The 21,508-nt window shown below is 67.9% G+C and carries 19 protein-coding genes; 5 read left to right on the forward strand and 14 right to left on the reverse strand.

Annotated features, from left to right (window positions below; all coding sequences use genetic code 11):
• Window position 1: 1 nt before the first annotated feature.
• A complete protein-coding gene (locus tag CFB43_RS16680; RefSeq protein ID WP_089495798.1) occupies window positions 2–1,852 on the reverse strand; it encodes a M24 family metallopeptidase in 1,851 nt (616 codons plus the stop codon).
• 445 nt (window positions 1,853–2,297) lie between these two features.
• Between CFB43_RS16680 and CFB43_RS16685 the strand changes: the two genes are divergently transcribed.
• Window positions 2,298–3,083, forward strand: coding sequence for a helix-turn-helix domain-containing protein (locus CFB43_RS16685; RefSeq protein ID WP_089495799.1), 786 nt, complete (start codon window positions 2,298–2,300; stop codon window positions 3,081–3,083).
• Window positions 3,084–3,142: 59 nt separating this feature from the next.
• On the opposite strand, the gene CFB43_RS16690 is transcribed toward CFB43_RS16685, so the two are convergent.
• From CFB43_RS16690 to CFB43_RS16705, 4 genes are read right to left on the reverse strand one after another with little or no spacing between them, the layout of a single operon-like run.
• The gene (locus CFB43_RS16690; RefSeq protein ID WP_089495800.1) at window positions 3,143–4,384 is read right to left on the reverse strand and encodes a multifunctional CCA addition/repair protein; all 1,242 of its coding nucleotides are present in this window, start codon (window positions 4,382–4,384) and stop codon (window positions 3,143–3,145) included.
• Entirely contained in the window at window positions 4,381–5,028 is a 648-nt protein-coding gene (locus tag CFB43_RS16695) for a glutathione S-transferase family protein (RefSeq protein ID WP_089441217.1), read from the reverse strand. Before CFB43_RS16695 ends, CFB43_RS16690 begins: the two co-directional genes overlap by 4 nt.
• A gap of 47 nt (window positions 5,029–5,075) precedes the next feature.
• On the reverse strand, window positions 5,076–6,035 hold the full coding sequence (locus CFB43_RS16700) for a complex I NDUFA9 subunit family protein (RefSeq protein ID WP_089495801.1): 960 nt from the start codon (window positions 6,033–6,035) through the stop codon (window positions 5,076–5,078).
• A gap of 57 nt (window positions 6,036–6,092) precedes the next feature.
• On the reverse strand, window positions 6,093–8,045 hold the full coding sequence (locus CFB43_RS16705; RefSeq protein ID WP_089495802.1) for a lytic transglycosylase domain-containing protein: 1,953 nt from the start codon (window positions 8,043–8,045) through the stop codon (window positions 6,093–6,095).
• Window positions 8,046–8,053: 8 nt separating this feature from the next.
• On the opposite strand from CFB43_RS16705, the gene CFB43_RS16710 reads away from it, so the two are divergent.
• On the forward strand, window positions 8,054–8,659 hold the full coding sequence (locus CFB43_RS16710; protein WP_089495803.1) for a 5-formyltetrahydrofolate cyclo-ligase: 606 nt from the start codon (window positions 8,054–8,056) through the stop codon (window positions 8,657–8,659).
• Window positions 8,660–8,736: 77 nt separating this feature from the next.
• On the opposite strand, the gene CFB43_RS16715 is transcribed toward CFB43_RS16710, so the two are convergent.
• Window positions 8,737–9,249, reverse strand: coding sequence for a winged helix DNA-binding protein (locus CFB43_RS16715; protein ID WP_027788908.1), 513 nt, complete (start codon window positions 9,247–9,249; stop codon window positions 8,737–8,739).
• 148 nt (window positions 9,250–9,397) lie between these two features.
• On the opposite strand from CFB43_RS16715, the gene pxpB reads away from it, so the two are divergent.
• The 3 genes from pxpB (at window position 9,398) to pxpA (ending at window position 11,956) form a co-directional block, all read left to right on the forward strand.
• Window positions 9,398–10,054: a 5-oxoprolinase subunit PxpB gene (gene pxpB, locus CFB43_RS16720; protein ID WP_089495804.1), complete on the forward strand. Its 657-nt coding sequence runs from the start codon at window positions 9,398–9,400 to the stop codon at window positions 10,052–10,054.
• Complete coding sequence (locus CFB43_RS16725; RefSeq protein WP_089495805.1) at window positions 10,051–11,118, forward strand: biotin-dependent carboxyltransferase family protein; 1,068 nt, start codon at window positions 10,051–10,053, stop codon at window positions 11,116–11,118. The genes pxpB and CFB43_RS16725 overlap by 4 nt, the downstream gene beginning before the upstream one ends.
• A gap of 73 nt (window positions 11,119–11,191) precedes the next feature.
• Entirely contained in the window at window positions 11,192–11,956 is a 765-nt protein-coding gene (pxpA, locus tag CFB43_RS16730) for a 5-oxoprolinase subunit PxpA (RefSeq protein ID WP_089495806.1), read from the forward strand.
• A gap of 560 nt (window positions 11,957–12,516) precedes the next feature.
• Here the strand turns inward: pxpA and CFB43_RS16735 are convergent.
• The 8 genes from CFB43_RS16735 to CFB43_RS16770 all read right to left on the reverse strand — a co-directional run bounded on the left by CFB43_RS16735 (window position 12,517) and on the right by CFB43_RS16770 (window position 21,493).
• Complete coding sequence (locus CFB43_RS16735) at window positions 12,517–13,662, reverse strand: TraB/GumN family protein (protein WP_089495807.1); 1,146 nt, start codon at window positions 13,660–13,662, stop codon at window positions 12,517–12,519.
• The gene (locus tag CFB43_RS16740) at window positions 13,655–14,671 is read right to left on the reverse strand and encodes a peptide ABC transporter ATP-binding protein (RefSeq protein WP_039354810.1); all 1,017 of its coding nucleotides are present in this window, start codon (window positions 14,669–14,671) and stop codon (window positions 13,655–13,657) included. Before CFB43_RS16740 ends, CFB43_RS16735 begins: the two co-directional genes overlap by 8 nt.
• On the reverse strand, window positions 14,668–15,666 hold the full coding sequence (locus CFB43_RS16745; protein ID WP_089426533.1) for an ABC transporter ATP-binding protein: 999 nt from the start codon (window positions 15,664–15,666) through the stop codon (window positions 14,668–14,670). The genes CFB43_RS16740 and CFB43_RS16745 overlap by 4 nt, the downstream gene beginning before the upstream one ends.
• A 2-nt stretch (window positions 15,667–15,668) precedes the next feature.
• Complete coding sequence (locus CFB43_RS16750; protein ID WP_089441227.1) at window positions 15,669–16,586, reverse strand: ABC transporter permease subunit; 918 nt, start codon at window positions 16,584–16,586, stop codon at window positions 15,669–15,671.
• A gap of 4 nt (window positions 16,587–16,590) precedes the next feature.
• Entirely contained in the window at window positions 16,591–17,601 is a 1,011-nt protein-coding gene (locus CFB43_RS16755; protein WP_089461761.1) for an ABC transporter permease subunit, read from the reverse strand.
• A 117-nt stretch (window positions 17,602–17,718) separates the two neighbouring features.
• Window positions 17,719–19,347 (reverse strand): ABC transporter substrate-binding protein, encoded by a 1,629-nt coding sequence (locus CFB43_RS16760; protein WP_089495808.1) that lies wholly within the window; start codon window positions 19,345–19,347, stop codon window positions 17,719–17,721.
• Window positions 19,348–19,682: 335 nt separating this feature from the next.
• Window positions 19,683–20,990: an MFS transporter gene (locus CFB43_RS16765; RefSeq protein WP_089495809.1), complete on the reverse strand. Its 1,308-nt coding sequence runs from the start codon at window positions 20,988–20,990 to the stop codon at window positions 19,683–19,685.
• Window positions 20,991–21,181: 191 nt separating this feature from the next.
• Window positions 21,182–21,493, reverse strand: coding sequence for a high-potential iron-sulfur protein (locus tag CFB43_RS16770; RefSeq protein WP_039354792.1), 312 nt, complete (start codon window positions 21,491–21,493; stop codon window positions 21,182–21,184).
• Between the last annotated feature and the right edge of the window lie 15 nt (window positions 21,494–21,508).

Consider the following 21,508-nt stretch of genomic DNA (forward strand, 5'->3'; position numbering starts at 1 on the left):
CCTACAGCAGCGGACACGCGGTGACCTGCGTGCCGCGCTCCACGCACAGCCGCTCGTAGTCGCGCAGGTACGCGCGCTCGTCGTCGTCCAGCAGGTCGAGATCGATCAGGTCCCAGTCGTAGCCGACCGTCACGATGTTCTCGAACGTGACGGTGTCCGGCTGCGCGTCGTCCCGGTGGATGATCACGATGTTCTCGATCCGCACGCCGCCCTTGCCCGGCACGTAGATGCCCGGCTCGACCGAGATCACCGCATTCGGCACGAGCCCGTACTGCGCGCCCGGCGCGAACCGCACGCCGCCCTCGTGCACGTGAATCCCGACGCCGTGCCCGGTGCCGTGGCCGAAGTCGTGGCCGTGGTCGCGGCACACCTGCCGCACGAGCGCATCGACGTCGCCGCCCTTCGCGGTGCTCGGGAAGCGTGCGACGAGCCCCTTGATGCAGGCCTTCAGCGCGACCGTGTAGATCTCGCGCTGCCACGGCTGCGCGACCGTTTCCGGCCGGGTCCGGCGCAGCACCACACGGGTGCAGTCCGTCGCGAAGCCGGCTTCGTAATACGCGCCGCTGTCGAGCAACACGAGTTCGCCCTCCGTCAGCTCGACGTCGGCGCTCGCCGCCGTGTAATGCGCGAACGCGCTGTTCGCGCCGTTCGCCGCGATCGACGGAAACGTCAGCGCCACCGCCGAGCGTGCGCCGTACGCGTCGTTGATCGTGCGCGCCAGATCGTATTCGGTGTGGCGCGCGCCCGGCTCGCCGGCCTTCGCCCAGCGCATCGTCTCGGCGATCGCCGCGGAGCTGCGCGCGAACGCATCGCGGAACCGGTCGAGCACCGCCGGCGTCTTGCTGGCCCGCATCGCCTCGACCGGGTTGAAGTCGGCCTGCCGCGCGTGCGGCCACACCCGCTTCACCGCGTCGACGAGCGCGCAGTTCACCGATTCGAAGCCGTAGCACACGTGCTCGACGTCGAACTGCGCGAGAAAGCGCTCGAGCGCCGCGACATCGCGCCGGATCACGTGCAGCGCCGGATACGACGCGAGCGTGACCTCGCAGCGCTCGCAACCTTCCGGCAGGAACAACGCCACCTGGCCGCCGACCGCGAACAGGAAGCCGAGGTGCGAAGACGCATTCGGGATGTGATAGCCGCGGCTGTTCAGCAGATAGGCGAGATCGTCCGACGCGCAGGTAAAGAACGCGGTCTTGCCGTCCGGCGCGCCGGTATGCGCGGCGAGCTGGCGGTTCAGCGTGTCGAGGTTCTGCGCGACGCTCAGGCCGGTCGCCGATTCCGGCACTTCGAAGATCGGCCGCTCGACGACCCAGCCCGGCAGCGCGATCGCGCGATCGATCTCCCGGTCGACGAGGCTCGTCCAGTCGAGCGTCGCGGCCTGCGTCCGTTCGAACAGTCGATCGCGCTGCGCGACGCTGATCCGCCGCGCGTCGTAGCCGACCCGCGCAAGCCGGCTGCCGTGCGCGACCAGCCAGTCGGCCATTGCCTGCCAGATCGTCACGTTCATCCCGAGCTTCTCGATGCGCACGCGCGCCGGATCGCACTGCTGCTCGGCCTGCAGGTGATAGCGGCCATCGACGAACAGCACGAACGGGGGCAGATCGAGCGCCTGCGCGGTCGCCGCGCTCAGGAAGATCCCGCAGCCGGCCGAGCCGTCGAAACCCGACACCGCATAGCGCGGATTGTTGGCGAGCGGCAGGTACTCGGTCACGTATTCGTCCTGCGACGTGACCAGCACCGCGTCGAGCCGCGCCGCATCGAGCAGGCGCGACAGGCCCGCCTGCGTGTCGACGACGGATGCGTCGTACGGGGGGAGGCCGGAGAAGCTGTATTTCAGTCGATCGATCATCGGAAGCCCGTTATGCATTGTTGTCGGCGGCCGGCGGTGACGCGGCGGTGACGCGGCGGGGTGCAGGCCCGAGGCGGGCCTGAGCGGCACGGCGCCGCTGCAGGTGGACGTCCGGCCCGGCGCGGCACGGCGCCGGACCGCCGTGCCATTCCGGCAGCAGTCCTTGAAAAAATTTTCGTCCCACTTAACTTTTTTTGATACGCGCGACAGAATCTAGAGCACGCCGAAATTGAGGTCAAGCTAAAATTTTCGTAGGGCTAAAATCGGCGCGGCGCCTGCGCATCCCGGCACAACGCCACATGAATTCGCCCGGCGACACGGCGCGGTACAATGCGCCGGCATCGCCGTCCCGACGGCCGTGCTTCGTGCGAGGCGCGGAAATCACCGTCCGGCGACTGCACCGCCCGTCCGCTCGCCTCCCGACTCGTTGTCACGAAAGAGATTCATGGATTCAGACATCATGCGTATCGGCCAGCGCATTCGCCGCCTGCGCCGGGAAGCGAAGAAGACGCTGCTGGAAGTCGCGACCGAGGCGAAACTGTCGGTCGGGTTCCTGTCCCAGGTCGAGCGCCACCTCACGGGCATCTCGCTGTCGTCGCTCGTCAACGTCGCGAAGGCACTCGGCGTGCCGCTCGGCGCGCTGATCGACCAGCCGCGCCAGGCCCAGCCCGATTCGTACGAGGGCCGCCGCAAGCCGTACGCGCTCGACGCCAGGTCGCAGTGGTACGAACGCCTCTCCACCACGTTCGACGGCAGCCAGATCAATGCGCTCAAGGTGCAGATGATGGAAGGCTACCGCTCGGAATGGGTCGCGCACGGCGGCGACGAATTCGTGTACGTGCTGGCCGGCCGGATCTGCTACACGGTCGGCAAGAAGGATTACCCGCTGTCGCCCGGCGACTCGCTGCACTTCGACGCGCGCAAGCGGCATCGGGTCGCCAACGTGGGCGACGGGCCGGCCGAGGTGATCGCGGTCGGCACGCTGCCGCTGTTCGACGACCGTGGCGCCGGGTTCGTGTCGGCGACGATGGACGTCGGGAAAGCGGCGCCCGCCGCACGCGCGACGCCGGGCGAGCCGCGCGGGAGCCGCCGCGGGCCGGCGCCCAAGCGGGCGGAGCGCGAGCGCGACGCCGGCGCGGCGGGAAAGGACAAGAAGACCGCGGCCAAGCCGCGCGCATCGGCCGGCAAACGCCCGGCGGCCGCGAAGCCAGCGCGCAAGAAGAAGTCGTAACGGTTGCCGGGAAGCAGACGCAAGGCGCGCGCCCTTCCCGCCGGCCCTATTCGCCGGGCCTATTCGCCGATCTCGAGCGCCTGCGCGACGGCCTCGATCCGTGCGCGATGCACGGCGTCCTTGATCTTCTCCGTATCGTTGCCGATGCCGCGCGCGATTGCGCCGGCATCGACGCTGCGCGCGGCCGCGAGCGCAACGCGCAGCCGCTCGGCCTGCGGATACGGCTGCGCGTCGAGCCCGAGCCGCCCGCGCGCATCCGATTCGCACGCCTGCAGCATCTCGGCGAAACGCGCCGGCTTGCGCAGCGCGTCGCTGCGCTCGAACAGCCGCACCAGCGCGGCCGCGCCCATCTCCATCACGCGATGCAGGTTGCCGTGCTCGCGCGCGACGACCAGCGCGAGATCGCGGCATTCGTTCGGCACGCGCAGCCGCTCGCACAGCGGCTTGAGCAGGTCGACGCTGCGCCCCTCGTGGCCGACGTGGCGCGGCAGCACGTCGGCGGGCGTCGTCGCCTTGCCGAGATCATGCGTGAGCGCCGCGAAGCGCACCGGCAGCGAATAACCCTGCTTCGCCGCATAGTCGACGACCATCATCACGTGCACACCCGTGTCGACTTCCGGGTGGTAGTCGGCGCGCTGCGGCACGCCCCACAACGCATCGACCTCGGGCAGGATGCGCGCGAGCGCGCCGCACTCGCGCAGCACCGCGAACATCCGCGACGGCTTCGCCTCCATCAGCCCGCGCGCGATTTCCTGCCACACGCGTTCGGGCACGAGCGCGTCGACCTCGCCCGCGTCGACCATCCGTCGCATCAGCGCGAGCGTTTCGTCCGCGACCGTGAAATCCGCGAACCGCGCGGCGAAGCGCGCGATGCGCAGGATCCGCACCGGATCCTCGACGAACGCGTCGCTCACATGCCGGAACACGCGCGCGCGCAGGTCGGCCTGCCCGTCGAACGGATCGATCACCGGCCCGACCAGGTCGCCCTCCGGGCTCACCTCGCGCGCCATCGCGTTGATCGTCAGGTCGCGCCGCGCGAGATCCTCGTCGAGCGTCACGTCCGGCGCGTAATGGAACTGGAAGCCGTGATAGCCGGCCGCCGTCTTGCGCTCGGTGCGCGCGAGCGCGTACTCCTCCTGCGTGCGCGGATGCAGGAATACCGGGAAATCCTTGCCGACCGGCCGGAACCCCTGCGCGGCCATCTGCTCGGGGGTCGCGCCCACCACCACGTAGTCGCGGTCCTGCACGGGCACGCCGAGCAGTTCGTCGCGGATGGCGCCGCCTACTGCGTAGATGTTCATGGCTGCGGCTCGTATTCGGCGATCACGTTCGTTTCGCGGCGCGCGGCATCGATCCAGCGCTGGACGGCCGGCAGCGCCGTCACGCGCGCCGCATAGCCGGCCGCTTCCGGCGACAGGCCCGGCGCGTACGTGTTGAAGCGCATCACGACGGGCGCGTACATCGCATCGGCAATGCCGAATTCGCCGAACAGGAACGGGCCGCCCGACGCCTCGAGACACGCGCTCCACAGCGCATCGATGCGCGCGACATCGGCGAGCGCGTCGGGCGTCGCGCCGCGCCCCGGCATCGACGCGCGCACGTTCATGCCCATCTGCGTGCGCAGCGCCGCGAAGCCCGAATGCATCTCGGCCGCGACGCAGCGCGCATGCGCGCGCTCGAGCGGATCGGCCGGCCACATCGGAAACTGCGGATAGCGTTCGGCGAGCGTCTCGGCGATCGCGAGCGAATCCCAGATCGCGACGCCGTGGTCGTCGATCAGGCACGGCACCTTGCCGGACGGCGAATACTCGCGGATGCGCGCGGCCGTGTCATCGTGGCGCAGCTCGATCGCGATCTCGTCGAACGGGATGCCGAAATGCGCGAGCAGCAGCCACGGGCGCATCGACCACGACGAGTAGTTCTTGTCTCCAATGACGAGTTTCATGACGGTGTTCCGGAAAACGAGAAGGGGAAAAGGAGGACGCTGCCGGCCTAGCGGCGCGAGCGGAACCAGTCGAACCGGGAGCGCTGCGCGGCCTGGCCGAGATACGCGGGCGCGATGCTTTCGAGACTCGCGGGCGAGATCCCGAGCTCCGGCGCGAGCGGCCCCGACAGCACGTTCGGCACCGACATCGTCGCGAGATTGTCGCGCGTGAGCACCGGCTCGCCGGGCAGGCATTCGAACACGCTCGCCTGCAGCCGCGCGAGCGCGTCGGGCAGCCGCACGATGCGTGCCTGGCGGCCGACCAGCGTGCCGCAATAGCGCACCAGCTGCTCGAGCGTATAGACGGTCGGGCCGCCGAGTTCGTAGGTCTTGCCGTGTGCGGCCGCGAGATCGAGCGTGTTGACGAACGCGCGCACGACATCGCCGACGAACACCGGCTGGAAGCGCGCGTCGGGCATCGCGAGCGGCAGCACGGGCACCGAGCGCTGCAGGTTCGCGAAGGTGTTGAGGAACGCATCGCCGGGGCCGAACACGACCGACGGGCGGAAGATCGTCAGCGCGAGCGAATCGGTCGCCGCGATCGCATGCAGCGCGGCCTCGCCATCGCCCTTCGAGCGCTGGTACATGCTCGGGCCGTGCGAATCGGCGCCGAGCGCGCTCATGTGCAGCACGCGCTGCACGCCCACCTCGGTGCAGGCGGTCGCGAGCGCGGCCGGCAGCGCGACGTGCGCGCGCTCGAAGCCGGGCCCGTACGGCGTGCCGCGGCCGCCGTGCAGCACGCCGACCAGGTTGATCGCCGCGTGCGCACCGGCGACGAAGCGCGCGAGCGTGCGCGTGTCGAGCGCGTCGAGCTCGACGATTTCGACCGGCAGCATCTGCAGATGGCGCGCGTGGTCGCGCCGGCGCGTGCCGATCCGTACCTGCTTGCCGGATTCGATCAGCGCATTGACGAGCCGGCTGCCGATGAAGCCGGTGCCGCCCAGCAGCGCAACGGTCTGGCGATCCATGTCGTGAGCCTCAAAAGAACACTGCCGCGTCTCGCGCGGCAGTGTGAAGATTGCGTATCAGGGCGAGATCATGCCTAGACGTTTCTTCAACGACTGCGGTTTGCCCTCGAAGAGCGCCGCGTAATAGACGGTGTTCGACAGCACGTTCTTCACGTAGTCGCGCGTCTCGTTGAACGGAATCGTTTCTGCGAAGATCGCGCCTTCGATCGGCTGCGTCAACACCTGGCGCCACTGGCGCGGCCGGCCCGGGCCCGCGTTGTAGCCGGCCGTGGCGAGCACCGGCGAGCTGTCGAAGTTGTTGTAGATGTCCGCCAGATACCAGGTGCCGAGCTGGATGTTGGTATCGATGTCGTGCATCTGCGCGCGCGAGATCGTGCCCATGCCGAGCTTCTTCGCGACCATCTGCGCGGTGGCCGGCATCAGCTGCATCAGACCGCCCGCGCCCACCGACGAACGTGCGCTGATGATGAAGCGCGATTCCTGGCGGATCAGCCCGTACGCCCATTCGATGTCGAGGCCCGTCGATTGCGCATAGCGCTCGACGATGTTGCGGTACGGCGACGGGTAGCGCAGCGTGAAGTCGTGCTCGGCCTTCGTGCGGTCGGCCGTGTTGACCGTGCGGTCGAGCAGCTCGACGCGCTTGCCGTATTCGGCCGCGGCCAGCAGCTGGCGATCGGTCATCCCGCGCAGCGGCCAGTTCCATTCGCGGTTGCCTTCGAGGCGCAGGTTCAGCGCGTAGAAACGCTGGGCAAGCGCGAAGCCCGGAATCTTGCTCATCGCGTCGATCTCGGCGTCGCTCACCTTCGTGCGCGGCGGGATCGTCGTGCGCTGGCCGAGCTCTTCGCCGGCGAGCTGCCCGTAGAAGTTGAACTGGCCCGCGACCTGCTCGAATTCCTGGTTCGCCTGCAGCGTGTCGCCGCTTTGCTTGAGCGCGCGCGCATGCCAGTAGATCCAGGCCGGATCGTTGCGCAGCGACGGCGGCATCTGCTCGATCGACCAGCGCACCATCGGCCAGTTGCCGGCGAGCAGCGCGGCGCGCGTGCGCCATTCGTAGCCCGGGTTCGACAGCGGCGCATTCGTCGATTTCGCGTACCAGACCGACGCGAGCGGCGAGCGCTTGATCGCGCCCTGGTAGCCGATCGCGCCCCACGCGATCGCCTGCTCCTGCTTGGTCAGCGACGGCGCGACCGTGGTCAGCATCCCGGCTGCCGCGTCCGGATCGTTGCGCGCCATGCGGCTGAGCGCGATCAGTGCGAGCTGGTGCGAGGTTGCATCGGGGCCGACGCCGCGCGCGAGGTACAGCGGCGGCGCGCTCGTCGCCTGGTCGAAGCCGACCGGGCGCGGGCCGAGCGCATCGACGATCTTGCCGCCGAGCGTCGTGTAATTCTGCTCGTACGCGAGGCGCGCCTGCTGCCACACGTCGTCGCTCGTGAACTGCTGGTTGACCGTGAGCGCGGTGATCAGGTCGACGCACGCGTCGCCGTAGTTCTTCGGCTCGACGAGCAGCGCACGCGCCGCTTCGGCGACGTTCTCGCCGCGCGCCGCGCGCGATTCGAGCGCATAGCACTTGACCTGCGTGTCGTCGTCGAGCACGAAGCGCTTGTATTGCTCGTCGAAGTTGCGCCAGTCGTGGCGCGCGCCGAGCACGAGCAGGTAGTCGTTGCGCAGGCGGTCGGCGATCGCCTGGCCGTCGTAGCGCTGCAGGAACGACTGCACGGGCGCGTCCGGCGCGTCCACGCGCGCGCGGCCCGTCGAATCGAACAGCTGCGGCTTGATCTGGAAATACTCGACGTAGGACGGCACCGGATAGTTCGGGATCATCGACGCGAGCTGCGCGGCTTTCGCGGCGTCGTTGCGACGCGCGGCTTCACGAAGCTGCACGAAGGTCTGGTCGTCCCCGGCGACCGTATCGTCGTTCGGTGCGGCGCACGCAGCCGTACCGGCGACGAGCGCGGCGGCCGAAAGTGTGAGCGCGACCGCGCGATATACTCGGAAAAGGCTGTTCGACATCGTTTTGAATGGAGCACGAAGTGAGCGAAAGCATAGCACGCAACCCTGTGCCGAACCCGAAGGTTGCGCTACGCAAAACGCTGTCCGGCGCGCGTCGCGACGCCGCGTCGCAACCCGCCGCGAACGCCGCGCTCGACGCGCGGCTGCGCACGCTGCTCGACCGGCTCGCGCCGCGCACGGTCGGGTTCTACTGGCCGCTGCCGGGTGAGTTCGATGCGCGCGAGGCCGTGCTCGCGTGGTGCGCGGCCGGCGCCGGCAGGCGGGCTGCACTGCCCGTGATCGACGAACGGCACACGCCGCTCGAGTTCCATGCGTGGGACGCGCACACGCCGATGCGCGAAGGTCATCACCGGATTCCGGAACCGGCGTCGGGAATCGTCGTCGTGCCCGACCTGTTGCTGATTCCCTGTGTGGGATTCGATCTGCAGCGCTACCGGCTCGGCTACGGCGGCGGCTACTACGACCGCACGCTCGCCGCGTGGCCGGGCAGCGCGCTGCCCGTGACGGTCGGCATCGCATACGAAGCGTGCCGCGTCGATGCGCTGCCGGCCGAAGCGCACGATCTCGCGCTGCACTGGATCGTGACCGACGGCGCGCTGTACCCGGCCGCCTGATGAGGCGGCGGGCGGTGCCGCATCCGGCGTCGCACGCCCGTCAGCGCACCGCCGCGCGCCAGCCGCGGCGCAACCGTTTACAGCGACGCCGCCGCGCGCGCGGCCGTGTCGTACAGGCCCGATGCGTTGCGCAGCAACTGCGCCGCGTCGCCGATCTGCTCGTTGGTGAGCCCGCTGTCCTTCAGCGTCTCGATCAGGCAGTGCTCGCGCACCTCGCGGTACTTCAGGCACAGGTCGCGGCCCGCGTCGGTCGCGAAGAAGAACACTTCCTTGCCGTTCTTCTCGCTCTTCACATAGCCGCGGGCGATCAGTTTTTTCAGCGCATAGGTCGCGACGTGCGTATCCTCGATATTGAGCACGAAGCAGATGTCGGCGAGCTTCTTCTTGCGTTCGCGATGGCTGACGTGATGCAGCAGCGACACCTCGACCGCCGTCATGTCCTTCGCGCCGGCCGCCGACATGCAGCGCACCATCCACCGATTGAAAGCATTGCCTGCCATGATGAGGCCGTATTCGAGCTCCGACAGCTCCGCGCTCGAATCGGAAACGAGGTGTTCGGATGACACGATCTTGGTCGCAGGACGCTTCATGGAAAGGCGGAGCAAGCCGGATGACAGGGTGTGCCGAGTGTACGCCAGAAGCCCCGACATACGGGCTAGGCGAAAACGCTTATTGGGAAGTTGTCGATATTTTATTGACAATGTGCGCTAACATTGCCGTCCGAACCGTGCCAGTCCGATGACGCAACCCCGCTTTTATCCGCTCGGCGATGCCGCCCTCGTCTGCGAGGTGCCGCCGCCCGCCACGCTCGATTGCCAGCGCCGCGTCTGGGCCGTTGCCGAGGCCGTGCGCGCGTGGCCCGACGTGATCGACGTCGTGCCCGGCATGAACAACCTGACGATCGTATTCGACGCGCTCGCCACGACGGCCGAGTCGCTCACGCCCGCGCTGCGCGACGCGTGGGAGACGGCCGACGTCGAGCACGCGGACGGCCGCGAGGTCGAGATCCCGGTCGAATACGGCGGCGCCGCCGGCCCCGATCTGCCGGCCGTCGCCGCGCATACCGGCCTGTCGGCCGACGAAGTCGTCGCGCGCCACGCGGCCGGCGCCTACGTCGTGTTCTTCGTCGGCTTCCAGCCGGGCTTCGCGTATCTCGGCGGGCTCGACGCCGCGCTGCACATGCCGCGCCGCGCGGCGCCGCGCCTCGAGGTGCCGGCCGGCTCGGTCGGCATCGGCGGCGCGCAGACGGGCATCTACCCGGCCACGTCGCCCGGCGGCTGGCAACTGATCGGCCGTACGTCGCACGTGCTGTTCGACCCGGCGCGGCCGCAGCCGACGCTGCTGCTGCCCGGCGACCGCGTGCGCTTCACCATTGCCGGAGTCGACGCACGATGACCCAGAGCACCGTACCGGGCACCATCGAAGTGGTGCGGGCCGGCCCGCTGTCCACCGTGCAGGATCTCGGGCGCCGCGGCGCGCGCCATCTCGGCGTCGCGCAGGGCGGCGCGCTCGACGGCCTCGCGCTCGAAGTCGGCAACCGGCTGGTCGGCAACCGCCCCGATGCGGCGGCCGTCGAGATCACGATCGGCCCGGCCGCTTTCCGCTTCACGCGCGCGACCCGCATCGCGATCACCGGCACCGAGTTCGGTGCGACGCTCGACGGCCAGCGCGTATATTCATGGTGGAGCCTGCCGGTCGAGGCCGGGCAGACGCTCGTGCTGCCCGCCGCGAAACGCGGGATGCGCGGCTACCTGTGCATCGCCGGCGGCATCGACGTGCTGCCGATGCTCGGCTCGCGCAGCACCGATCTCGCGTCGCGCTTCGGCGGCCTCGGCGGCCGCGCGCTGCGCGACGGCGATCGCCTTCCGGTCGGCGTGCTTCCGGCCGGGATGGGTTGCCTCGCGGCCGACGCGCCCGAATTCGGCGTCAAGGCGCCGGCGTGGTGCGCGTTCGTGCGCGTCGACGAGCCGCCGCGCCGTCACCGCCCCGCGCATGCGCCGTGGGCGATGCCGGTGCGCGTGCTGCCGGGCCCCGACTACGCGTCGTTCGCCGCCGATTCGCAGCAGGCGTTCTGGGATGAGGAATGGCTGGTCACGGCGAACAGCAACCGCATGGGCTACCGGCTGGCCGGTGTCGAACTCGTGCGCGAGCGGCCGGCCGAGCTGCTGTCGCACGCGGTGCTGCCCGGCACGATCCAGGTGCCGCCGAACGGCCAGCCGATCGTGCTGATGCACGACGCGCAGACCACCGGCGGCTACCCGAAGATCGGCACGGTGATCCGTGCGGACCTGTGGAAACTCGCGCAGGCGCGGCTCAACCTGCCGATCCGCTTCGTGCGCACGACACCCGACGCCGCGCGCGCCGCGCTGGCCGCGGAACGTGCGTATCTGCGGCAGATCGACGTGGCGATCGACCTGCGCGAGGAAGCGCGCCGCCGCGCCGAGTCGCGTGCGGCGTGACAATGGCGGTAGCGGTACCGAAGGCAGTCGTCGTAGAGAAAACGGGCCACGCAATCAGTGGACGAGGAACATCATGCAAATCGATCTGAATGCCGATCTCGGCGAAGGATGCGGTTCGGACGAGGCGCTGCTCGACCTCGTGACGTCCGCGAACATCGCATGCGGGTGGCATGCGGGCGGTGCGAACGCGATGCGCGACTGCGTACGCTGGGCCGTGCAGAAAGGCGTGGCGATCGGCGCGCACCCGAGCTTTCACGATCCGGAGAATTTCGGCCGCAAGGAAATGCAGCTGCCGGCCAGCGACATCTACGCGGGCGTGCTGTACCAGCTCGGCGCGCTGTCGGCGATCGCGCAGGCCGAGGGCGGGCGCATCGCGCACGTGAAACCGCACGGCGCGCTGTACAACCAGGCCGCGCGCGACCCGCTGATCGCCGATGCGGTGGTGTCCGCGATCCGCGATTTCGACCCGTCGCTCGCGGTGTTCGGGCTCGCGAACAGCGTGTTCGTCGCGGCCGCGCGGCACGCGGGGCTCGCTGCGGTGGAGGAAGTGTTCGCCGATCGGGGCTATCGCGCCGATGGCTCGCTCGTGCCGCGCAACCAGCCCGGCGCGCTGATCGACGACGAGGACACGATGATCGCGCGCACGCTGGACATGGTGCGCAGCCGGCAGGTGCGGGCGATCGGCGGCGAATGGGTGATGCTCAATGCGCAGACCGTCTGCCTGCACGGCGACGGGCCGCACGCGCTGGTCTTCGCGAAACGGATTCGCGCCGCGCTCGAGGCGGTGGGTGTCGACGTGGTCGCGCCCGGCATGCTGCAGGCCGACGAACGCGCCTGATCCGGCCGATCGCGCCGGCGGACGCACGATCCGTCGCACCAAAGAAAAAAGCGCCCTCGTGGCGCTTTTCCGTTGGCACAATCGCTGCGGCTTCGCCGTCTGTCGATTCGCCCCCCGAAACCGTCTTGCGACGGTGACCGGAAAACTATTCCGGATTAAAAAACGTCCGCCGCCGCCCGATTACTGCCTTTCCCCGGTGGGACGACGGAACGTCGCTTATCCCGCAAGTCGGCCTGCATGCCTGGTTGTTGTCCGACGATGATTGGCCCCGCCGTACATGCAGACACTTCCGCGGCCGGCACGTGCACCACGTGCCGGCAACGCGCTAACCCCGCGCTTTATTTTCTGCTACCCCGTAGAACTTTTTCTATTCTTTTCATTTTTTCAACTTGTGGATCGAAGAATAGATATTGGCAGATCGGGATGTCAATCGTTTGAAACGCTATTTTCTGATGATTCGAGGGTTTTCCTTATCGAATCGCGTGCCCAACCAGGCGTTTGAGCCGCTCGCGCGGCGTCGATCAAACAGGGGAGGATCGGTTCGGGCGCGGTGACGGCGATCAGTTCGCGTCGACGCTGTAACCTTGTTGACGCAACAATTCGAGTACGCCGCGTGGGCCGCCCAAGTGCAGCGCGCCGATTGCGACGAACAGCGGCCGGTTCGGGGCGGCGATTGCCGTCATCCGTGCAACGAAGCGCCGGTTGCGCTCGTACACGATCTTGTTGTCGATCGCGTCCGACAACGCCTTCGAACGCGCGAGCCGTTCGCTCTTCGCAACCGCCCATGCCGAGATCGCGTCGGCGTCGCCAATTCGCCACAGTCGGTGCAGCGCCTTGATGTCGTCGGCGTTCTGCGCGGGCGTCTGCACCATGTCCTGCGCGAGCATCTCGCGCTGCTCGGCGAGCGTCAGCCCGGTGAACGCGCGCATCTGTTCGGCGAGCGTCTCGAGCCCGATCACGCGGCCGCCCTTCTTCTTCAGGAACACGTTCTGCAGCTGCGCCTCGGTGCCGTATTCCGTCTGCAGGCCGGCCGACAGCGAATCGTAGGTCTCGACGACGAGCGCCGCGAGCCACGGCCGCATCTTGCGGATCTCGACGAGCGCCGCCGGGTTGCCGCGCAGGCGCGCCGCGAGCCGCTGCCACAGCGGCTCGGGCAGCAGGCGCTGCAGGCACGGGTAGCGGCAGACGCCGTACTTCGACACGTCGTCCTGCGATTCGAGCAGATCGTCGGGCGACAGTTCGAGCGCCAGGGTGGGCGACGCGGCGAGCGCCGCGAGGATGCGCGGCCGGAACGGCTGCGCGCTCGGGTAGTCGGACGGGTCGCCGGTGTGCAGCGTGCCGAGCACGTAGAGCGTGACCTTGCCCTTGGTTGCGACGTAGAACGGCATGCGGGCGGGCTGCACGCGCACGGAGCCGCTTGAAACCGTGCCGTTCGACACGGCAGGCGCGTGGAAGCCCGGCAGGCTCATGCCGGGCGGCGGGACTTGCGACGGATGGATCGGTGAAGTGGCCGGCGCGCGCCCTTCGGCGCGCGCGGATTCGACGGGAACCACGAGGCTGGCCGCCACGCACGCGCCGGCCAGCGCCGCGCCCGTGACGGTACGCACGCTCCAGCGCCGCGCGTAGCGGTACGCGCGCATCACGCGCGCGCTGCTTGCCCCCGCACGGCGCACGCCGGACGCGCGCGCCGCCAACACCTCAGGCATTCTCCTCCCCGACTTCCTCGGCCCGATGGCAGGCCACGCGCCGGCCGTCGACCTCGCGCAGCTGCGGCTCCTCCACCCGGCAGCGCTCGACCGCATACGGGCAGCGCTGATGGAACGCGCAGCCCGACGGCGGATTGAGCGGCGACGGCAGTTCGCCCTGCAGCTTGATCTGCACGCGGCGGTCTTCCTCGAAGATCGCCGGCGTCGCCGACATCAGCGCGCGCGTGTACGGATGGCGCGGCCGTGCGTAGATCGTCGCCTTGTCGCCCAGCTCCGCGACGCTGCCGAAGTACATCACCATCACGTCGTCCGCGACGTGCTCGACCACCGACAGGTTGTGCGAGATGAACACGTAGCTCGTCTTGAACTGCTCCTGCAGATCCATGAACAGGTTCAGGATCTGCGCCTGGATCGACACGTCGAGCGCGGACACCGGCTCGTCGGCCACGACGATGCGCGGATCGAGGATCATCGCGCGCGCGATCGCGACCCGCTGGCGCTGGCCGCCCGAGAACATGTGCGGATAACGCTTCGCGTGCTCGGGCCGCAAGCCGACCGTGCGCATGATCTGCGCGATGCGCTGCGCGCGTTCGGCGGCGGTCAGGTTCGCGTTGATCTCGAGCGGCTCGGAAAGCGTCTGCTCGACGGTCTTGCGCGGATTCAGCGACGCGAACGGGTTCTGGAACACCATCTGCACGCGGCGGCGCAGGTCGGCCACCGTCTCGCGGCTGGCGCCGGCCACGTTCTTGCCGTCGATCGTCAGGCTGCCCGAGGTGGGCGTCTCGATCATCGTCAGCTGGCGGGCGAGCGTCGACTTCCCGCAGCCCGATTCGCCGACGACGGCGAGCGTCTTGCCGCGCTTCAGCGAGAACGACACGCCGTTCAGTGCCTTCACCGTGCCCTGCCCGAACATCCCGCGCTTCACCGAATAGTGTTTCGCGAGGCCGTCGGCCACCAGCACGGCTTCCTCGTCGTGCGACACGCGAGGCGTTTGATTGACTGCATTCATCGTGCACCTCCCGTCAGGTCGAGGTTGGAAACATTGAGCGGCTTGATGCAGCGTGCGCGCATCGCATCGTTGGCCGGCACCAGCGTGTCAAGCGCCGGCCGCGCCTTGCGGCAATCGTCGACGACGTACTTGCAGCGCGGCGCGAACAGGCACCCGGACGGGCGATCATCGCGGCCCGGCACCATGCCGGGCAATGCGGCAAGGCGACGCGCCCCCTGATTGTGCTCGGGAATCGCCGCGAGCAGCGCTTCGGTGTACGGATGATGCGGCGCGCGGAAGATGTCGGGCACGCGGTTGGTCTCGATCACCTCGCCCGCGTACATCACCGCCACGCGCTGCGCGACTTCCGACACCACGGCCAGGTCGTGCGAGATCAGCACGAGCGCCATCCCGCGCTCCTTCTGCAGCTTCACGAGCAGGTCCATGATCTGCGCCTGGATCGTCACGTCGAGCGCGGTGGTCGGCTCGTCGGCGATCAGCAGCTTCGGGTTGCACGCCACCGCCATCGCGATCATCACGCGCTGGTTCATCCCGCCCGACATCTGGTGCGGGAACGACGCAATGCGGTTCTTCGCATCGGGAATGCCGACCTGGTCGAGCAGCTCGAGCGCGCGCCGGTGCAGCGCGTCGCCGCGCAAGCCCTCGTGCAGCTTCAGCACTTCCTTGATCTGGTAGCCGACCGTATAGCTCGGGTTCAGGCTCGTCAGCGCGTCCTGGAACACCATCGCGATGTCCTTGCCGACGATCTTGCGGCGCGCCTTCGGCGACGCCTTCAGCAGGTCGACGCCGTTGAACGTGACTTCGTCCGCCGTCACCTTGCCCGGCGCGTCGATCAGGCCCATCAGCGCCATCATCGTCACGCTCTTGCCCGAGCCCGATTCGCCGACGACGCCCACCACCTCGCCCGGCGCGATCGACAGGTTGATCCGGTCGACGGCGGGCAGGCCGTTGAAATTCACCGCGAGATTGCGGATGGTCAGAAGATCTTGGCTCATGTTCACGCCATCCGTTTCAGTTTGGGATCGAGCGCGTCGCGCAGCCCGTCGCCGAGCAGGTTGATCGCGAGCACCGAAATCAGGATCGACAGGCCCGGCATCGTCACGATCCACCACGCATTGTCGATGTAGTCGCGCGCGGAGGCCAGCATCGCGCCCCATTCGGCGGTCGGCGGTTGCACGCCGAGGCCGAGGAAGCCGAGCGCGGCCGCGTCGAGGATGGCCGACGAGAAGCCGAGCGTCGCCTGGACGATCAGTGGCGCCGTACAGTTCGGCAGCACCTGCGAGAACATCAGGCGCAGCGTGCCGGCACCGGCCACGCGCGACGCCGTCACGTACTCCTTCTGCAGCTCGCCGAGCGCCGATGCGCGCGTGAGGCGCACGTAGGCCGGCAGCGCGACGATCGCGATCGCGAACATCGTGTTGGTGAGGCCCGGGCCGATGATCGCGACGACCGCGACCGCGAGCAGCAGCGACGGCAGCGCGAGCAGCACGTCCATGATGCGCATCACGGGCGTGTCGGCCCACTTCTGGAAGAACGCGGCGACGAGCCCGAGCACGATGCCGGGGATCAGCGCGAGCACGACCGACACGAAGCCGATCCAGAACGACATCCGCGCGCCGTACATCAGGCGCGAAAGAATGTCGCGGCCCGCTTCGTCGGTGCCGAGGATGAATTTCCAGTTGCCGCCTTCAAGCCATGCGGGCGGGATCTTCACGAAGTCGCGGTATTGCTCGACCGGGCTGTGCGGCGCGAGCAGCGGCGCGAGCAGCGCGACCAGGATCAGCACGATCACGACGATGCCGGCGCCGACGGCGCCCCGGTTGCGCGAGAAGTTGGCCCAGAACTCGCGCAGCGCGAGCGCACGGCCGCCGGCCGGCGCGGATTCGGTCGGCAGGGTGTTTTGCAGATTGCTCATGGGATTACCTCGTGTGGCGGATGCGCGGATTCAGCACGCCGTACAGCAGGTCGACGACCAGGTTCACGACGATCACGAGCGTCGCGATCAGCAGGATGCCGCCCTGGACGACCGGATAGTCGCGGCGGCCGATCGCATCGATCAGCCACTTGCCGACACCGGGCCACGAAAAGAGCGTCTCGGTCAGCACGGCGCCCGCAAGCAGCGTGCCGATCTGCAGGCCGATCACGGTGACGACCGGGATCAGCGCATTGCGCAGCGCATGCACGACGACCACGCGCGCGGGCGACAGCCCCTTCGCGCGGGCGGTGCGGATGTAATCCTCGCGCAGCACTTCGAGCATCGACGAGCGCGTCATCCGCGCGATCACCGCGAGCGGGATCGTGCCGAGCACGATCGCGGGCAGAATCAGGTGGCTGACCGCCGACTTGAACGCGCCTTCATCCGGCGCGAGCAGCGCGTCGATCAGCATGAAGCCCGTCGGGTGCGGGAAATCGTATTCGACGGCGATGCGCCCCGACACGGGCGTCCAGCCGAGATATGACGAAAACACCATGATGAGGATCAGCCCCCACCAGAAGATCGGCATCGAATAGCCGGTGAGCGCGGTGCCCATCACGCCATGGTCGACGACCGAGCCGCGCCGCAATGCGGCGATCACGCCGGCCGGCAGCCCGACCGCGAGCGCGAACACGAGCGCGCACAGCGACAGCTCGACGGTCGCCGGGAAGCGCGCGAAGAACTCACCCGCGACGCTCGTGTTGGTGATGATCGACGTGCCGAGGTCGCCATGCAGCGCCCGGCCGATGTAGTGGATGTACTGCATGGGCAGCGGCTGGTCGAGCCCGAGGCGTTTCATCGCCTCCGCATGCATCGCGGGATCGACGCCGCGCTCGCCCATCATCACTTCGATGGGGTCGCCCGGTATCAGGTGAATCAGCGCAAACGCCAGGATGGTGATGCCGATGAAAGTCGGGATCACCATCCCCACGCGGCGCAACACGAATGTGAACATGATGCGTCTCGTATTTTCTTGTGGGAAATGTGCGACCGGCGACGGGAAGCTTTTGGCCTCCCGCCGCCGGATGAATTAGCCGGTCTCGGTCTTCGTAGACAGCTTACGCCGGGCGCGTTACTTCACGCTCACACCGTCGAAGCGGGCATAGCCGAGCGGCTCGATACGCATGTCGACCACGGTCTTGCGCACCGGCTGGTAGACCGTCGAGTTCGCGATCGGCGAGAACGGCAGCTGTTGCGCGAAGATCTGCTGAGCCTGCATGTAGAGCTTGGTCCGCGCGTCCTGGCCCGTCGTCGTGCGGCCCTTCTGGACCAGCTCGTCGAACGGCTTGTAGCACCAGTGCGAGAAGTTGTTGCCCTTGATCGCTTCGCAGCCGAGCAGCGTGCCGAGCCAGTTGTCCGGATCGCCGTTGTCGCCCGTCCAGCCGATCAGCATCGTGTCCTGCTCACCCGAGTGCGCGCGCTTGATGTACTCGCCCCACTCGTACGTGACGATCTTCGCCTTCACGCCGATCTTCGCCCAGTCGGCCTGGATCATCTCGGCCATCAGACGGGCGTTCGGGTTGTACGCGCGCTGCACCGGCATCGCCCACAGCGTGATCTCGAAACCGTTGGGGAAGCCGGCCTTCGCGAGCAGCGCCTTCGCCTTCGCGGTGTCGTTCGGCGCCATCTTCAGGTTCTTGTCGTACGACCATTGGGTCGGCGGCATCGGCGCGTTGGCGGCCTGGCCTGCGCCCTGATAGACGGACTCGAGGATCGCCTTCTTGTTGATCGCCATGTCGAGCGCCTGACGCACCTCGAGCTTGTCGACCGGCTTGTGCTCGACGTTGTACGCGAGATAGCCGAGGTTGAAGCCTGCCTGCGACGGCATGTCGACGTTCGAATCGGCCTTCAGCGTCGCGATGTCGGCCGGACGCGGATAGCTCATCACCTGGCATTCGTTGCGCTTGATCTTCTGCACGCGCACGCCCGGATCCGGCGTGATCGAGAAGATCAGCTTCGAGATCTTCACTTCGCCCTTCTTCCAGTAATCAGGATTGCCGTCGAATCGGATCGTCGCGTCCTTCGTGTAGCTGCGGAAGATGAACGGGCCCGTACCGACCGGCTTCTGGTTGATGTCGGCGGCCTTGCCTGCCTTCATCAGCTGGTCGCCGTATTCGGCCGACAGGATCGACGCGAATTCCATCGCCATGTTCTGGATGAACGGCGCATTCGGTTCGGCGAGCGTGAACTTCACGGTGTACGGATCGACCTTCTCGACCTTCGTGATCAGCTTGTCGAGGCCCATGTCGGTGAAATACGGGAACGACACCGGGTACGCCTTGCGGAACGCCTGGTTCGGGTCGAGCATGCGCTGGAACGAGAACAGCACGTCGTCCGCGTTGAATTCACGCGTCGGCTTGAAGAAGTCGGTCGTGTGGAACTTCACGCCGTGGCGCAGGTGGAACGTGTACACCTTGCCGTCCGGCGACACGTCCCACTTCTCGGCGAGGCCCGGCTCGACCTTCGTGCCGCCGCGCTCGAATTCGACGAGGCGGTTGTAGACGGTGAACGTGGCGGCGGTGAAATCGACGCCGGTCGTAAATTGCGCGGAATCGAAACCCGCCGGGCTGCCTTCTGAGCAGTAGACGAGCGTTTTGTTCGGAATCTGTGCGAATGCAGAGCCCGCGACGCCGAGCGATGCCGCTGCCACGCCTGCAATGGCGGTAACACGCAGGGTGTGCAACAGACGGTTGTATTCCATGTTTCCTCCAGGTCTCCAGATCGGAACCGGCCCGCCAGGGGCCGGCGTACGCGGATATTACTTGAGCTAACGATGTGGCAACAAGCTGGAGAAAAAACTCTTCTAGATGTCCCGCCGGGTTTTTGCCGATGTTTAGTGGGAGTAAAAAATGCGACAACGCGCGCGAGCGCCCATTTCGTTCATTTCGCGCAAGTTTCGTTCGACGACTAAACAATTCGGGCGCGACCGCGAAGGATCGACCCACCGCTTTCCCGTGTTCTGCAGCACATCATTGCGTTTTGCGAAACGATCGGGTGATCGTCGTCAAATCGTCATGTTGTCGCGTCGCCGCGTCGTCACGCCGGCGCGTCGAGGTCGGCACTGCGCGCGGGCACGAACGCGACCGCGACGATCGACAGCGCGATCCCGGCCATCACGTAGTAGGTCGGCGCGAGCGGCGTGCCCGTGACCTTGATCAGCCACGTGACGATGAACTGCCCGAAGCCGCCGAACAGCATCACCGCGACGTTGTACGCGATCGACAGCCCGGTCGAGCGCACGTTGGCCGGGAACAGCTCGGCGATCATCGCGCCGAACGGACCGTAGTAGCCCGCGAGCGTGACCGACAGCACGGCCTGCACCGCGATCAGCCGCGCGATGCTCGGCGCCGCGTCGAGCCACGCGAACAGCGGATACATCAGCACGAGCGTGAGCGCGAGCGACCACAGCGACAGCCCTTTTCGGCCGATACGATCCGACCACGCGCCCGCGATCGGCGACAGCACCATCAGCAGCAGGTTGCCGACGATCACCGCATAGAACGATTCCGCGTACGGCAGCTTCAGCTGCTTCACCGCGAAGGTCGGCAGATAGCTGATCAGCACGTAGATCGTCACCGTCAGCGCGATCACCGAGCCGAGCCCGCACAGCACCTCGCGCGGGTAGCGCGTGAACACTTCGCCGAGCGTCACGCGGCGCGCGCTTTGCTGCGCATGCAGGAACGCCTCGGAATCGGCGAGATGGCGGCGGATGTAGAAACCGATCGGGCCGATCACGAGCCCGAGGATGAACGGCACGCGCCAGCCCCAGCTGCGCAGCGCTTCGTGCGACAGCCCGCGCGTGACGGCCGCGCCGACGAGCGCGCCGATCAGCAGCGCGGCCGCCTGGCTCGCCATCTGCCAGCTGCCGTAGAAGCCGCGTTTCGAGAACGGCGCGGCCTCGATCAGCAGCGCCGTCGCGCTGCCGAATTCGCCGCCCGCGGAGAAGCCCTGCAGCAGACGGCCGAGCACGATCAGGAGCGGGCCCCCGATGCCGATCGCCGCATACGGCGGCGCGACCGCGAGCAGGAAGATGCCGGCCGTCATCAGGAGGATCACGAGCGACAGCGCGGCCTTGCGGCCCGCGCGATCCGCGTACAGCCCGAACACGATGCCGCCGATCGGACGCATGAAGAACGCGACGCCGAACGTCGCGGTGGTCAGCAGCAGCGACGAGTATTCGCTGGAGGTCGGGAAGAACAGCTCGGCGATCACGACCGTCATGAAGCCGAACACCGTGAAGTCGTACCACTCGAGCGCATTGCCGATCACGGCGGCCGCGACCGCACGCCGGTTCAGTGCACGCTCGGGCCGGCTCGTTTTCGTTGAATTCGCAATCGTCGCCATGCGTGCCTCGTCCTCGTCGGTTCGCCGTGTCGGGCTGCGCGGCGCGTGGAGTGCCCGCGGCGCGCCGGTGTGCAGCGAGTGTAGAAAGCGACGGAACCGTTTTCAAGCAATAAAAAACGCCCGCCATCTTTCGACGGCGGGCGTTGTGCGGTTTTCGCCACAATGCGGCATCGCACGATGCCGCACGGGCCTCAACCCATCTTCGAGAAGGCGCTGCACCAGCCCTTCGCCGACACCTGCTTGCCGGGGAAGGCGCCGCACGGGCCCGAGGCCGAGCCCTTCTTGCCCTGGTACAGCATGCAGGCCGCGCAATCCTGGCCTGCCGCGTATTTCGGGTACTTCGTCTTGTCGACCTTCGTCGCATCGGCCTTGTAGCCGAGTGCCGTCGCGGTCGGGTCGCTTTCCGCGAGCATCGGCGCATCGGCCAGCGCTTCACGCGACAGCGCCAGCGCGGACACGGCACCAATGCTCGTAATCAGGAAACTCCGACGGGATGTTTTCATGGGGGACTCGCTCCA

It is taken from the genome of Burkholderia sp. AU15512 (assembly GCF_002223325.1).
In the GTDB taxonomy this organism is placed as follows: Bacteria; Pseudomonadota; Gammaproteobacteria; order Burkholderiales; family Burkholderiaceae; genus Burkholderia.

What these genes read in the sequence shown, in the direction of transcription:
- CFB43_RS16705 (WP_089495802.1), bottom strand. Translation starts at nt 8,045, where the DNA reads ATGTCGAACAGCCTTTTCCGAGTATATCGCGCGGTCGCGCTCACACTT.
- CFB43_RS16765 (WP_089495809.1), bottom strand. Translation starts at nt 20,990, where the DNA reads ATGGCGACGATTGCGAATTCAACGAAAACGAGCCGGCCCGAGCGTGCA.
- CFB43_RS16680 (WP_089495798.1), bottom strand. Translation starts at nt 1,852, where the DNA reads ATGATCGATCGACTGAAATACAGCTTCTCCGGCCTCCCCCCGTACGAC.
- pxpB (WP_089495804.1), top strand. Translation starts at nt 9,398, where the DNA reads ATGACGCAACCCCGCTTTTATCCGCTCGGCGATGCCGCCCTCGTCTGC.
- CFB43_RS16745 (WP_089426533.1), bottom strand. Translation starts at nt 15,666, where the DNA reads ATGAGCCAAGATCTTCTGACCATCCGCAATCTCGCGGTGAATTTCAAC.
- CFB43_RS16695 (WP_089441217.1), bottom strand. Translation starts at nt 5,028, where the DNA reads ATGAAACTCGTCATTGGAGACAAGAACTACTCGTCGTGGTCGATGCGC.
- CFB43_RS16735 (WP_089495807.1), bottom strand. Translation starts at nt 13,662, where the DNA reads ATGCCTGAGGTGTTGGCGGCGCGCGCGTCCGGCGTGCGCCGTGCGGGG.
- CFB43_RS16715 (WP_027788908.1), bottom strand. Translation starts at nt 9,249, where the DNA reads ATGAAGCGTCCTGCGACCAAGATCGTGTCATCCGAACACCTCGTTTCC.
- CFB43_RS16725 (WP_089495805.1), top strand. Translation starts at nt 10,051, where the DNA reads ATGACCCAGAGCACCGTACCGGGCACCATCGAAGTGGTGCGGGCCGGC.
- CFB43_RS16755 (WP_089461761.1), bottom strand. Translation starts at nt 17,601, where the DNA reads ATGTTCACATTCGTGTTGCGCCGCGTGGGGATGGTGATCCCGACTTTC.
- CFB43_RS16700 (WP_089495801.1), bottom strand. Translation starts at nt 6,035, where the DNA reads ATGGATCGCCAGACCGTTGCGCTGCTGGGCGGCACCGGCTTCATCGGC.
- CFB43_RS16740 (WP_039354810.1), bottom strand. Translation starts at nt 14,671, where the DNA reads ATGAATGCAGTCAATCAAACGCCTCGCGTGTCGCACGACGAGGAAGCC.
- CFB43_RS16750 (WP_089441227.1), bottom strand. Translation starts at nt 16,586, where the DNA reads ATGAGCAATCTGCAAAACACCCTGCCGACCGAATCCGCGCCGGCCGGC.
- pxpA (WP_089495806.1), top strand. Translation starts at nt 11,192, where the DNA reads ATGCAAATCGATCTGAATGCCGATCTCGGCGAAGGATGCGGTTCGGAC.
- CFB43_RS16770 (WP_039354792.1), bottom strand. Translation starts at nt 21,493, where the DNA reads ATGAAAACATCCCGTCGGAGTTTCCTGATTACGAGCATTGGTGCCGTG.
- CFB43_RS16710 (WP_089495803.1), top strand. Translation starts at nt 8,054, where the DNA reads ATGGAGCACGAAGTGAGCGAAAGCATAGCACGCAACCCTGTGCCGAAC.
- CFB43_RS16690 (WP_089495800.1), bottom strand. Translation starts at nt 4,384, where the DNA reads ATGAACATCTACGCAGTAGGCGGCGCCATCCGCGACGAACTGCTCGGC.
- CFB43_RS16685 (WP_089495799.1), top strand. Translation starts at nt 2,298, where the DNA reads ATGGATTCAGACATCATGCGTATCGGCCAGCGCATTCGCCGCCTGCGC.
- CFB43_RS16760 (WP_089495808.1), bottom strand. Translation starts at nt 19,347, where the DNA reads ATGGAATACAACCGTCTGTTGCACACCCTGCGTGTTACCGCCATTGCA.